Annotated in this window: 12 protein-coding genes; 5 read left to right on the top strand and 7 right to left on the bottom strand. The window is 59.7% G+C overall.

What is annotated here, in order from left to right:
• Positions 1-64 precede the first annotated feature (64 nt).
• From crcB to VI215_03165, 4 genes are all read left to right on the top strand, one after another.
• Positions 65-436, top strand: coding sequence for a fluoride efflux transporter CrcB (gene crcB, locus VI215_03150; protein ID HEY6191303.1), 372 nt, complete (start codon positions 65-67; stop codon positions 434-436).
• A gap of 17 nt (positions 437-453) precedes the next feature.
• The gene (locus VI215_03155) at positions 454-804 is read left to right on the top strand and encodes a DUF190 domain-containing protein (GenBank protein ID HEY6191304.1); all 351 of its coding nucleotides are present in this window, start codon (positions 454-456) and stop codon (positions 802-804) included.
• Between the two features lie 189 nt (positions 805-993).
• Entirely contained in the window at positions 994-1,725 is a 732-nt protein-coding gene (locus VI215_03160) for a YceH family protein (GenBank protein HEY6191305.1), read from the top strand.
• Positions 1,726-1,782: 57 nt separating this feature from the next.
• Positions 1,783-3,420: a hypothetical protein gene (locus tag VI215_03165; GenBank protein HEY6191306.1), complete on the top strand. Its 1,638-nt coding sequence runs from the start codon at positions 1,783-1,785 to the stop codon at positions 3,418-3,420.
• A 297-nt stretch (positions 3,421-3,717) separates the two neighbouring features.
• Here the strand turns inward: VI215_03165 and VI215_03170 are convergent, their stop codons facing one another.
• The 7 genes from VI215_03170 to VI215_03200 form a co-directional block, all read right to left on the bottom strand.
• Entirely contained in the window at positions 3,718-4,704 is a 987-nt protein-coding gene (locus VI215_03170) for an RluA family pseudouridine synthase (GenBank protein HEY6191307.1), read from the bottom strand.
• An 11-nt stretch (positions 4,705-4,715) separates the two neighbouring features.
• Positions 4,716-5,381 (bottom strand): signal peptidase II, encoded by a 666-nt coding sequence (lspA, locus tag VI215_03175; protein ID HEY6191308.1) that lies wholly within the window; start codon positions 5,379-5,381, stop codon positions 4,716-4,718.
• A gap of 25 nt (positions 5,382-5,406) precedes the next feature.
• Positions 5,407-5,934 (bottom strand): TraR/DksA C4-type zinc finger protein, encoded by a 528-nt coding sequence (locus VI215_03180; GenBank protein HEY6191309.1) that lies wholly within the window; start codon positions 5,932-5,934, stop codon positions 5,407-5,409.
• Between the two features lie 61 nt (positions 5,935-5,995).
• Positions 5,996-9,139: an isoleucine--tRNA ligase gene (gene ileS, locus VI215_03185; GenBank protein HEY6191310.1), complete on the bottom strand. Its 3,144-nt coding sequence runs from the start codon at positions 9,137-9,139 to the stop codon at positions 5,996-5,998.
• 172 nt (positions 9,140-9,311) lie between these two features.
• Positions 9,312-10,139, bottom strand: coding sequence for a purine-nucleoside phosphorylase (locus VI215_03190; GenBank protein HEY6191311.1), 828 nt, complete (start codon positions 10,137-10,139; stop codon positions 9,312-9,314).
• 34 nt (positions 10,140-10,173) lie between these two features.
• On the bottom strand, positions 10,174-10,716 hold the full coding sequence (locus tag VI215_03195) for a DivIVA domain-containing protein (protein HEY6191312.1): 543 nt from the start codon (positions 10,714-10,716) through the stop codon (positions 10,174-10,176).
• Positions 10,717-10,753: 37 nt separating this feature from the next.
• Complete coding sequence (locus VI215_03200; protein ID HEY6191313.1) at positions 10,754-11,461, bottom strand: YggS family pyridoxal phosphate-dependent enzyme; 708 nt, start codon at positions 11,459-11,461, stop codon at positions 10,754-10,756.
• Between the two features lie 143 nt (positions 11,462-11,604).
• Here VI215_03200 and VI215_03205 point away from each other — a divergent pair, with 143 nt between their 5' ends.
• A complete protein-coding gene (locus VI215_03205; GenBank protein HEY6191314.1) occupies positions 11,605-13,026 on the top strand; it encodes a tetratricopeptide repeat protein in 1,422 nt (473 codons plus the stop codon).
• The last annotated feature ends 27 nt before the right edge of the window (positions 13,027-13,053 follow it).

The following is a 13,053-nucleotide window of genomic DNA, read 5'->3' on the forward strand; positions in this document are numbered from 1 at the left end:
GCAGCGGCCTGCGGCGTAGGAGTCGTTTCGTTTCTGTGCGATCAGACGAAAGGATCATCGTGTGTTGAATATCGTACTTGTCTTCGCCGGAGGAGGGGTCGGCGCCGCATCCCGCTATTGGATGGACGGAGCCGTCCAGCGCTGGAGCGGGAGCGGGCTTCCGTACGGAACCTTCGCGGTCAATGCGCTTGGCTGTCTTTTAATCGGGCTACTGATGACGAGCCTCGAAGAACGATTCATGGGCAACCCCTCCCTCCGGATCTTCCTGACCGTTGGAATCCTCGGCGGGTTCACGACGTTTTCGACGTTCAGCTATGAGACCGTGGAGTTAATGCGGAGCGCGGAGTACTTTTACGCAGCGGTGAATGTCTCCGCGACGCTCGTGACCTGTCTCGCCGCGACCTATGCGGGGACAGTGCTTGGAAGAATGTTCTAAGACAAAGGAGACGGACGATGAAGTTGAGCGGAGAAGGAAAACTTCTGAGAATTTTCCTCGGCGAGAAGGATAAATACCAGCACACCCCATTGTATGAGGTTCTGGTGCTCAAGGCGCGCGAGCTCGGGTTGGCGGGCGCCACGGTGCTGCGGGGGGTCCAGGGGTTCGGCGCGGACAGCCGCGTGTTGCATTCCGCAAAAGTCCTGAGGCTCTCGGAAGACCTTCCGATCGTGGTCGAAATCGTCGACGCGGATGAGAAGATCAGGGACTTTCTGCCGGTCGTCGACGAGCTCTTCGAGAAGGTCGGATGCGGCAGCATGATGACCATCGAACGCGCGGAAATTATCAAGTACACGCCCGGAAAGTAACGTCCGGGGGGTGCCCCAATTTCAAAGGCCGAACCGAACGAACGCAGGCTAAAGCCTGCGCCTACCAAACCCGAGGCATCGGTAGCCGCGACCTTCAGGTCGCGTAACGACCAAACCCGAGCCATCGGTAGTTGCGTCCCGCGTCGCCTTTCCGTATAATTATTCACACCTTTTCGGAGCAAAGCGAGCTTGGACGAACAGATCCGCAAACCTGAACCGGCGGAGCCGGTACCCGGGGATTTGAACCACATCGAGGTGAGAATCCTCGGGTCCCTGATCGAAAAAGAGAGCACCACGCCGGAGTACTACCCCCTCACCCTGAACGCCCTCACGAACGCATGCTGCCAGAAGAATAACCGGGACCCTGTCGTCTCGTACGACGATACCACGGTTGTCCGGGCCCTGGAGAGCCTCAGGGAGAAAAAGCTCGTGAGCACGGTGACGGGCGCGGGGATGCGCGTTCCGAAGTACCGGCACAAAATCATCGAGGCGTACGGACTCAACCCGGCCGAGACGGCCGTGATGGGGCTCCTGATGCTGCGCGGGCCTCAAACCGTTGGAGAACTTCGGACCCGTGCGGGCCCAATGCACCCCTTCGCCGGCCTTCCTGAAGTTCAGGCGACTCTTGAGGGGTTGATGAAGAACGAGACCCGGCCCGCGCTCGCCCGGATGCTCCCGCGGCAGCCGGGCCAGAAAGAGGTGCGATACATTCACCTCCTCGGAGGCGATGTGCCTGCGGAGGTTCCCAAGGATTCCACTCATCCCGCCCCGCATCCCGCCCTGCATCCGGAAAGAGCGGTGATCCAGGTCCAGGCGGAAAATGCGCGGATCGCGGCGATCGAGGAAGAGCTGAAGACGGTTCACCGGCTTCTCGACGATCTCCAACGGCAGTTCCAGGAGTTCAGGAAGCAGTTTGAATAAAGACCCGGCACATTGGACGAAAGGATCGACATGTTGAAGCACCCGGTATTCCGAATTTTGATTTGCCTCCTCTCACTCAGCATCCCCTGCAGCGCCCGGAAAGGACCGGCCCCACCCACGCTCGCGGCGCAGATCAAGCGCTTCGTACCGGCCGATATCTCGAGCAATCTTTCGGGGCTTTCGGCAAACGACCGGAAGGCGCTTTCCAAGCTCGTCCAGGCGGCCTCGCTCATGGACTCGATCTACATCCGCCAGGTCTGGAGCGGGAACGAAAGCGTTCTCCGCCGGCTTCAGGCCGACGATTCTCCGGAGGGGATCGAGCGGCTCCACTATTTCAGGATCAACATGGGTCCCTGGTCGAAACTGGACCATGACGCGCCCTTCGTCGAAGACGTTCCGGCGGTGAAACCCCCGGGAGCCAATTTCTATCCGGAGGAGATGACCAAAGAGGAGTTCGACTCCTGGCAGAGACCTCTCTCCGAAGAGGCCCAATCGCGGGCAACCGGTTTTTTCACGACGATCCGCCGCGACGAACGCGGCAGGCTGTTTCCAAGGCCCTACAGCGAGGAGTACCGGGAGTTTCTTGAGCCGGCTGCGCAGCTCCTCAGGGACGCCGCCGTCCTGACCGAGAATGCGAGCCTCAGGAACTACCTCGTCCTTCGCGCCAACGCCTTCCTCACCAACGATTACTACCAGAGCGACGTCGCCTGGATGGACCTCGATAGCCCGATCGAGCCGACGATCGGGCCCTACGAAACGTATATGGACGAGCTGTACAATTACAAGGCCGCGTTCGAGGCATTCATTACGATCCGCGACGATGAGGAGAGCGCGAAACTGGTCAAGTTCTCCTCCTATCTCCAGGAGATCGAGGACCACCTCCCCATCGACAGGCGATACCGGAATCCCAGCCTGGGCGCTCTTTCCCCGATACGGGTCGTCGATGAGATTGCGACCGGCGGCGAGGCAAAGGCGGGAGTGCAAACCGCCGCGTTCAACCTGCCGAATGACGAGCGCGTGGTGAAGGAAAAGGGAAGCAAGCGCGTCCTGCTCAAGAATGTTCAGGAAGCGAAGTTCAGCCAGGTTCTCATACCGATCGCCTTTTCCGCGATCGACTCGAAACAGGGCCCGCTCGTCTCCTTTGAGCCCTTTTTCACGCACATCCTCGCCCACGAGCTGATGCACGGACTCGGGCCGCACACGATCACAGTCGACGGCGCGCAGACCACGGTCCGGCAGGAGATGAAGGAGCTCGGGTCCGCGCTCGAAGAGGCGAAAGCGGACGTTTCAGGCCTCTTTGCGCTCCAGTTTCTCATCGACAATAACATCCTCGAGAAGAGCCTCGAGCGGCAGATGTATGTCACCTACCTCGCGAGCATTTTTCGCTCGGTTCGGTTCGGAACGAACGAAGCGCACGGCCTGGGAACCGCGCTACAGTTCAATTACCTGACCGACGAAGGGGGATTTGCGTACGACCCGGCGACAAAGACCTACAGCGTGGATTTCGAGAAGATCAGGGCAGGGGTGGAAAAGCTCACCGGCCTGATCATGACGATCCAGGCGGAAGGGAGCTACAAAAAGGCCAGGGAACTGCTCGGCACCTATGGCGTCATCAGGCCTGAAATGCAAGCGATTCTCGACAGGTCGACCGATATCCCGGTCGACATAGAACCCCGCTTCGCGCCCGTCGAATGAGCGCCGCTCAAAACGTGTTGCGCCCGTCACAGGCGGACGCCCGGGCTATTGTGTTTTCAGATCCGATCGAGTATCTTCCGGAAGTGCCTGTCATCCTGAGGGAGGAGGAAGCGGGGAAAAACCAGTTTCGTCAGTCATTCGGAGTCGTCGCTCGATCGGGTCGTCTTTATGCCGGAAGAAATGCTCAGCAAGACAATACCAGTCCTCCTCTTTTTTATCGGCGTCGTCCTCGCGGTCGGGGTTTCGGTGATGTTTGAACGGTTCAGAAAATGAGCGGCGTACCCGCGCCCGCTCCCGTTAGAGTTCAGACCTCCCCTCCTTCCCTCTGAGAACCTCAAGCACCTCTTTCATATCCTGCGGCAGTTCCGATTCAAATTTCAGCGTTTTGTTCGTGGCCGGATGGATAAATCCGAGCGTCTTGGCGTGGAGCGCCTGCCGGTTCATGATCTTCAGGAGGTGCTGAATCTCCTCCTTCAGTTTTTTGCCTGTCTTGCCGGCGGCGATCCGCCTCCCCCCGTAGGTCGGATCTCCGAACACGGGATGCCCGATGTGGTGAAGATGGACGCGGATCTGATGCGTCCTGCCGGTCCGCAGTTTCAGGCGAACCAGCGAGCAATAGTCGAACTCCTCGATCACCTCGTACTCGGTGACGGCCGCTTTCCCCGCCGCGTTCACCGCCACTTTTTTTCGATCGGACTTGCTCCGCGCCAGCGCGGCCTCGATGATCCCGGTCCGGAGCGTGCGCGGAAACCGGCCCCAGACGAGGGCCCAGTACTCGCGGTGAATGGAGTGTTTTGAGAATTGGAGCGCAAGGCGGGCGTGCGCGCGGTCGTTTTTTGCGACGACGAGGAGCCCGGATGTATCCTTGTCGAGCCGGTGCACGATCCCGGGCCGGACCGGATCGTTCAGCGTCGAGAGGCGGTCCCGGCAATGGTAGAGGAGGGCGTTGACGAGCGTTCCGGTGTAGTTGGCGTAGGCGGGGTGCGTCACCATCCCCGCCGGCTTGTTCACCACGAGGAGATCGTCGTCTTCGAAGCAGATTTCGAGGGGAATATCCTCTGCAACCACGTCCGGAGGCGCGGGACCCGGAAGGGCGACGCCGATGATATCCCCGGGAGAGATTTTGTAGCTCGACCTGGCCGGCTTCCCGTTCACCAGGACATGCCCGTCTTTGACGGCCTGCTGGACTTTGGAGCGGGTCGCGTTCTCCACATGATGCGTGAGATAGACATCGAGCCGCTCCCTGACCTTTCCGGGAGGGACCACGATTTCAAACTCGCGCAACAACCCGTTCCTTACGATTGAGGGGATGTGCCGCTGCCCGACGACTGGGAAGGATCGGGAGCCGCGACACCGGCCGGCAGAACTCCGGTGGAAGATGTTTCACCCGGCAGAGGGCCGGTCTGCGCCGCCGCCCCCGCCCCGCCGAGGTACGCTTTCCTGTGGGAAAAGAGCATCAGGACAACTCCGCAGGTGACCGAGGCGTCGGCGATATTGAAGACGGGCCACCGGGAGAGCCTGAAGCCGAGAATATTGATGTTGAAGAAATCCGCGTCGATGAAATCGACCACCCTGCCGTGGAACAGTTGCCCGTCGTTGAACAGATAGTCGTAGAAGACCCGGTCGATGAGATTGCCGATCGCGCCGCCGAGGATCATCGCGAGCGCAATCCGGAACGCCAGGTTCTCGTTGCGGGCGCGGTACAGATAGAGGAGGATCCCGACGCTGGCCGCGATCGAGAAGAGCGAAAAAAACAGTTTCCCGCCGATGTCGATTCCGAACGCCATGCCCGGGTTCTCGATATAGGTCAGGCGGAGAAAATCGCCGATGATCGGCCGGCTCGTCCCGAGCTGGAGCCCCGGGAAGTGAATGCCGAGGGCCGGGATGTTGGTCCCTTTCACCATGAGCTTGGTGAGCTGGTCCGAGAGGACGATAAACAGGCTGACGTTCAATATTCGCACGGATGGGGCCTGGGCAAGGTGAGTGTTATTTCGCGAGACGCAATTTGCACTGGAGGCACTGCTGCGCGTGCGGGACCGCCTCGAGCCGCTCCTTCTCGATCAGCTTTCCGCAGACCGTGCACGGGCCGTACTCCCCCCGTTCGATCCGCGAGAGGGCGTCTTCGAGATGGTTTAAAAACTTGCCCTCGCGGGAGGCGAACAAAAAGGTCTTTTCCCGCTCCATCGCGTCCGTCCCCTGCTCCATGTGGGTGGAATAGGTGGAGTTTTCGCTCGCATACTCGCCTGTGGTCGAATCCATCATCGTGTCGCGCAGGGTTTCGAGCTCCTCGAGGATCTCCTTCTTCTTTTCAAGGATGATCTTCTTGAAATAGTCGAGGTCCTGCTTGCCGTACGCGGCTTTGCGGATCGGCGCTTTGGGAGCTTCCGGCTTCGCCATCTTCGCCTTTGGAACGGGCTTCGCGGTGCGCGCTTGCTGCTTCCTCGCCTTGGACTTCGCTTTTAGAAGTTCCAGTGTCTTGTCGGCGACTGCCGGTGATTTCTTCGTCTTTGCCATGCTGATTTGGTTCCTTCCTTCAGTGAACAAGAATGCGCTTTGGAACGGTTCCTTTTGCGCACTATGCGTCGTGATGATCAACAACTTTCTCGATGCCGATTGAACAGGGGACCCCGTTGAGTTCGGACTCCGTCAGGCCGGCGGCGGCCGGCGGCGCTTCAAGAAGGTCCACCGCGAGCGTCTCGCTTTTGACGTACGCCCCGAGGGCGCTCAGGGCCCGCCTGAGCCTTTCTTCGCCCCGGTACGAAATCCTGATCCTGTCGGTGACCTCGAACCCCGAATCCTTGCGCATGTTCTGAACGCGGTTGACGAACTCGCGGGCGACCCCCTCGTCGATGAGCTCCTCGGTCAACTCGGTGTCGAGCGCCACGGTGACATTGTCGTGCGATTCCACAATCCAGCCCTTGAGCTCCTCGCGAAGGATCTCCACGTCCTCGGCGGTGATCGTCGCCGTGCCGCCGTTCAGCGGGATGGTCAACGATCCGCTCGATTCCATTTCCCTGATCTGGTCCGACCCGAGTTTCCTGATCGCGCCGGCGACTTCCTGGACGCTCTTTCCGTACTTCGGGCCGAGGACCCGGAAATTCGGCTTCGCGGACTTGTGCACGATCGCCGAGTCGTCGCTCACGTACTCGATCTCCTTCACGTTGATCTCCTCGAGGATCATCCCCTCGACCCGCGAAACCGCCTCGCGGTCCTGCTCGTTCGCGATCGGGAGGATGACCCGCTTCAACGGCTGCCGGACCTTGAGGTTGGACTTGTTCCGGATCGCGCGGACGAGCGAAACGATCGTCTGCGCTTTCGCGATCCTCGATTCCAGGCCGGCATCGATCGCCTTCTCGTCGGGTTCCGGGATGGTGGCGAGATGGACCGACTCCGCCGCCTCCCTGTTCAAGAACGAATTCAGGTTCCCGTAGATCTCGTCGGCGATGAAGGGCGCGACCGGCGCCATCAGCTTCGTGACCGTGATCAGGCATTCGGAGAGCGTCTGGTACGCCGCGATCTTATCCGGCCCCATCTCGCTCTTCCAGAAACGGCGGCGGTTCCTCCTAACATACCAGTTGGAAAGCTGGTCGATTGTGAAATCGGTCACAGCGCGGGCGGCCCGGGTGACCTCGTAGGCGTCCATGTCGGACCGGTATTTTTTGACCAGCGAATGGAGCAGGGAGAGAATCCACCTGTCGATCTCCGGCCGTTCGCCCGGCGGAACCGGGGCCGCCGAAGAATCGAACTTGTCGATATTCGCATAGAGGGAGAAAAACGCATACGTGTTGAGGAGCGTCCCGAAAAACTTCCGCTGCACCTCGGCCAGGCCCTCCTCGTCGAAAAGCGTCGGCCTCCACGGGGGGCTGGTGGCCACGATGTACCAGCGGGCCGCATCGGCCCCGTACCGGTCGAGGATCCCGAAGGGATCGACCGTATTTCCCTTCGACTTCGACATCTTTTGCCCCTTGCTGTCGAGCACGAGCTCGTTCACGAGGATGTTTTTCGACGCGGGCGCGTCGAACAGGAACGTGCTGATCGAATGGAGCGAGTAGAACCACCCGCGCGTCTGGTCGATCCCCTCGCAGATGTAGTCGGCCGGATGGCGCGACCGGAAAATCTCCTCGTTCTCGAAGGGGTAATGCCACTGCGCGAAGGGCATCGATCCGGAATCGAACCAGACGTCGATGAGCTCCGGGGTCCGCCTCATCTCCCCGCCGCAGGAGCAGGTGAACGTGATCTCGTCGACGAACGGTTTGTGCAGATCGAGCGGTTCCCTGACGCCGTGACCCTCCCGCAATTCGGCGATGCTGCCGACGCATTTCTTCGAGGAACAGAGGGAGCAGATCCAGACGGGAAGCGGCGTCCCCCAGAACCGGTCGCGGGAGAGAGACCAGTCCTTGTTTTCCTCGAGCCAGTTCCCGAAGCGTCCCTCTCCGACCTCCGGCGGGTGCCACCCGATCGTTTTGTTCAGCTCGACCATCCGGGCGGCGTACTTCGTGGTCGCGATGTACCACGATTCGCGCGCGTAGTAGAGAAGCGGGGTGTCGCATCTCCAGCAGTGCGGATAGCTGTGGGTGATCGTTTCCTTTTTATAGAGAAGCCCGCGCTTCTTGAGGTTTTGAATAATGAGCGGGTCCGCTTCCTTCACGAACATCCCCGCAAACTCTGTCACCTCCGGCCCGAAGTTCCCGCTCTTGTCCACCGGATGGATGGTCGGCAGGTTGTACTTCTTCGACACCTGATAATCGTCCTCCCCGTAGGCGGGCGCAAGATGCACGATGCCGGATCCGTCCGCCGTCGTCACGAACTCCGCTTCGACGACAAGAAAAGCGCGCTCCTTCACCGGATGGTAGGAGAAGAGCCGCTCGTATTCCATCCCCGCAAGCGAGGCCCCCTTCATGCGATCGACGATCGAATACTCCCCCTGGAGCGCCCCGAGCCGCGCCTCGGCGAGGATCAACCGGCGGCCGCCGTTCTCGACCCTGACGTAGTCGACCGAGGGGTGAACCGCAAGAGCCACGTTCGAGATGAGCGTCCATGGCGTCGTCGTCCAGACAAGAAAACTGCAATCGCTCTCCCCCTTCACCGGGAAGGTCACATAGACGCTCGGATCGCTCACGTCGTCGTAACCGAGCGAGACCTCGTGCGACGAAAGGGGCGTTTCGCACCGCGGGCAGTAGGGCTGGATCTTGTACCCCTTGTAGATCAGTCCCGCGTCGAAGTACCGCTTCAGCGACCACCAGACCGACTCGATGTACTCGTTGGTGAAGGTGATGTAGGGATTGCCGAGATCGACCCAGTATCCCATCCGCTCGGTGAGATGTTCCCAATCCGACTTGTACTTCCAGACCGATTTCCTGCACTCCTCGTTGAACCGCGCGACGCCGTAGCTGACGATCTCGTCCTTGTGTTTGAACCCGAGGGCTTTTTCGACCTCGATTTCGACCGGGAGTCCGTGCGTGTCCCAGCCGGCTTTCCGGTGGACCTGGTACCCGCGCATGGTCTTATAACGGCAGACGAGGTCCTTCAGCGTCCTGCTCATCACGTGGTGGATTCCCGGACGGCCGTTGGCGGTGGGGGGCCCTTCATAGAAAGTAAACCCGGGCTTCCCCTCGCGGGAAGAGACGCTCTTCTCGAAAATCCCGCGCTCCTTCCACATCTTCAGCACGTCGAGCTCGAGTTGCGGGTAGCTGATTTTATCTGTGAGTTCTTTAAACAACGTTTGGTCCCCGACCTAGCAACCTCTAAAAAAGTTTGTCATCCTGAGCACATTCGCTTCGCTCAGTGTAAACTCTGCGAAGGCTCTCAGACCTGAATTCAACGGAACAGCGGGATTCTTCGTCGCTTCGCTCCTCAGAATGACATGCATAAAAAAAGTTTCGAAACCCATGCTATATCCTTTTGACGACTTCCTTGATGATTCGCGTCAGCTTCGGCTCGGCCTTGTTGGCCGCTGCGATGACCTCCTCGAGCGTCACGGGCTTCAGGTTCTCCGGGAAACATTCGTCGGTGATGATCGAGATTCCGAGGACCCGCATCCCCAGGTGGATGGCGACGATGTCCTCCGGAACGGTCGACATGCCGACCGCGTCTCCGCCGATTCCGCGGAGGAACGCATACTCCGCGCGGGTCTCGAGGTTCGGCCCCTGCACCGCGACAAAGACGCCGTGCCGGACGGGAATATGCTGGCCGGCGGCCACCTCATCCGCGAGCGCGATCAGCTCCCGGCTGTAGGGCTCCGACATGTCGGGGAACCGGGGCCCGAGATCGTTGTCGTTCGGCCCGATGAGAGGGTTGTCCCCCTGCAGGTTGATGTGATCGGTGATGATCATCAGGTCGCCGCGCCTGAACTCCGGATTCATGCCGCCTGCGGCGTTCGAGATCAGGAGCGTCTTGACGCCGAGTCCGACCTTTTTCGACATGAGGCGGACCGGAAACGTCACCTGCTGGAGCGTGTAGCCCTCGTAGTAATGGAAGCGGCCCTGCATCGCCACGATTTTCTTGCCGCCAAGCGTTCCGAAAATGAGTTTCCCGTGGTGCGATTCGACCGTCGAGACGGGGAAATGCGGGATCTCGTCGTAATCGAGGACGATCTCCTTCCGGATTTCCTTCACCAACCCTCCGAGGCCGGTCCCGAGGATGATCCCTATCTCCGGCCGCATCTTCGTGTGCTTCCGGATGAAAGCGAGCGATTCGTCGATCTGTTCCCTCAGCAGCATCGGCACGTCCGTCTCCCCGGTCCCCGGCCGCCGCTCATTTGTCAAGGCTTCGTATGATTTCTTCGATCTCAAGTTTCTCTGTCGACACCTCCCTCCGTTCCTCGGCCTCCGGGGCCGCCTGGTGTTCGCCCTCCACCTCGAGCGCGCGGATCAATTCGAGCTCAGAGTTGAGAAGCATTTTGAGCCGGGAGGTGATCGAGTCCCTCTTCGCCCTGAGAATCGTCACCTGTTCCCGCAACATCGTGAGGTCGTTGCGCGCTTTCTCCACAAGCAGCGCCGCCTTCAGCTCCGCTTCGCGGATGATCAGCTGGCCTTCGCGCTTCGAAGAGTCGATCGCCTTGCCGCTCGCCTCCTGGGCCTGCATGATCGTCTGCTGAAACCCCTGCTCGAGGGACCGGAAATCGCGGATCTGAGTCTCCATCTCCGCCACCTTTTGCTCGAGAGAGGCATGCTCTGCGGCCGACGTTTCCCATTCCGACGCGATGCGGTCGAGGAATTCTCCGACCTGCGCGGCGTCCAGCCCGCGAAACGATTTGCTGAACGAGTGGTTTCTGATTTCCGACGGAGTCGTCTTCATACGCTGCACTGCTCCTCAATTGTGAACGCGCTTCGCGTCAATTATTTCCCGCCTTCGCGCGCGGGCCGAAGATTGCCGTTCCGATCCGAACCATCGTCGCACCTTCCTCGATCGCCACCTCGAAATCATGCGTCATGCCCATCGAAAGGTGGGGCAGCGGAGGCCCTTCTCCCGCAAGACGCTCGCGAAGGGATCTCATCAACCGGAACGCGGGGCGGGAAGACTCAGGGTCGGGGAGGAAGGGTCCGACCGTCATCAGCCCCGTTATGGCGAGGTTCGGAAGCCGGCGGAGTTGTCCGGCGAGGGCGGGGAGATCCTCCGGCCGCACGCCGAATTTCGCGCTTTCACCCGTCGAATTCACCTCTATCAGAACCTCCACCCTTCTGCCCGCCGTCGCAGCCCGTCTGGAGAGTTCCGAACCGAGGCTCAGGGAATCAACCGAATGGACCAGGTGGACCCAATCTACGATATGCTTGACCTTGTTCGATTGCAAGTGACCGATGAAATGCCACCGGATGTGCGCAGGGAGCAGGTCTTGCCGCTTTTTCAACAGCTCCTGGACAAAATTCTCGCCCAGATCAAGGACTCCCGCATCGACGGCCTCGCGTACCCGGATCGAGTCGACGGTCTTCGTGACGGCGACGAGAGTGACATCCCCGGGGTCTCTTCCGACACGCTGGCAGGCAGCGGCAATCCGGCGGCGTATCGTATCGACATTCTGAGCGATCATCGGGCGATGGAGCATGAAATATACTTGATTTTGGAACAAAAATCAATGACGGGAGACCTTCGCGGCTCAATCATTACTTGACTTCGACTTTATTTTTTTCTTATATTTTAATGGATGCGCCGGCGCTCACCCGGCATGGACCAAATCACAGACGGGTCATGGATACGTACGATTTTGATAATACCGACGACGACGCAGAAGCCCCCGGCTCGAAAAAGAAGAATTTCGAGGAGGAGATCAGGAAGTTCAAGGAGCGTCTGAGGGAAGGCGGAGGCACCACCAACATCGAGGCCCTCGAAGAAATCGTCAGCTTCTATTTCGAGAACGACAAGTTCGAAGAAGCCCTCCACTTTATCAACCTTCTGCTCGAATATTTGCCCTTCAGCTCCGACACCTGGCAGCGCAAGGGGATCATCCTGAACAATCTCCAGAAGTACCAGGAGGCCTTGGAGTGCTTCGAGCGGGCGCTCAACCTCAATCCGGTCGACACGGAGCTGCTCATCAGCAGGGGGCTCGCCCTCGACAATCTCGGAAGGCACGAGGAGGCCCTCGAGTGTTTCGACCGCGCGCTCGAACTCGATCCTTCGAACGAGGAGGCGCTCTTCAGCAAGGCCGTGACGTTCGAGCGGATGGACCGGTTCGAAGACGCCGTGAGCCTGTTCCGCTTCATCCTCGCCGCCAATCCGGCGCATAAGGAAGCCTGGTACGAGCTCGGATTCTGTTTCGACTGCACCGAGAAGCTCGACGAGGCCCTGGGGTGCTACGACAAGCACATCGATCTCGATCCGTTCAATCACAGCGCGTGGTACAACCGCGGCATCGTCCTCAACAGGATGATGCAATACGCGAAGGCGATCGAAAGCTACGACATGGCGCTCGCGATCAAGGAGGATTTTACCGCGGCGTGGTACAACAAGGGAAACGCCTTCGCGAACCTCGGCCGGCTCTACGACGCCGTCGATTGTTACAAGGAGACGCTGCGGATCGACCGCAAGGACGTCCCCGCCTGGCACAACATCGGGAACGCGTACGAGGAATTGGGCCTGTACAAGGACGCGATCAAGTGCTTCACACAGGCCGTGAAATTCGATCCCAAGCATTACGAATCGTTCTTCGGCCGCGGGAGCTGCCACGACTCGCTCGGACAGTACAAGAAAGCCTACAACGACTATAACAAGGCCCTCACGCTTTGCAAGAATTACCCCGAGCTCTGGCACGCGAAGGCCGATGTCGCCTACACGCTCGGCAAATGGCGGGAAGCCCTGTACAGCTACAAGATGGCGGTGCGGTTCGACCCTGCCAACGCCGAGGCCTGGTTCGACTTCGGCGAGACCCTCCTCGAGTACGGATACTTGAAGAAAGCCCTGATGGCCTTCAACCGCTGCATCGAGCTGCAGCCCAAGTGGGCGGATCCGTTCTACAGCCGGGCGAAGGTGTTGTTCCTTCTCCGCAAGACGCTCGACGCGCTGGAATCCTTGAAGACGTCGTTCCAGATGGACCCGGAGAAAAAGAAATTGTTCGAGAAGGAATTTCCCGGAGTCCACTCCATCAGAGAATTCACCACAATCCTGGAGCAGTAGCCGGTTCTGTTCCTCCCGCCGTTCCTC

The sequence above is a fragment of the Bacteroidota bacterium genome, from assembly GCA_036522515.1.
Taxonomy (GTDB): domain Bacteria; phylum Bacteroidota; class Ignavibacteria; order UBA10030; family SZUA-254; genus VBOC01.

Excerpts from the sequence above, each read along its gene's own strand:
- VI215_03195 (HEY6191312.1), bottom strand. The coding sequence starts at position 10,716 with ATGAAGACGACTCCGTCGGAAATCAGAAACCACTCGTTCAGCAAATCG.
- VI215_03180 (HEY6191309.1), bottom strand. The coding sequence starts at position 5,934 with ATGGCAAAGACGAAGAAATCACCGGCAGTCGCCGACAAGACACTGGAA.
- VI215_03205 (HEY6191314.1), top strand. The coding sequence starts at position 11,605 with ATGGATACGTACGATTTTGATAATACCGACGACGACGCAGAAGCCCCC.
- VI215_03200 (HEY6191313.1), bottom strand. The coding sequence starts at position 11,461 with ATGCTCCATCGCCCGATGATCGCTCAGAATGTCGATACGATACGCCGC.
- VI215_03155 (HEY6191304.1), top strand. The coding sequence starts at position 454 with ATGAAGTTGAGCGGAGAAGGAAAACTTCTGAGAATTTTCCTCGGCGAG.
- VI215_03190 (HEY6191311.1), bottom strand. The coding sequence starts at position 10,139 with ATGCTGCTGAGGGAACAGATCGACGAATCGCTCGCTTTCATCCGGAAG.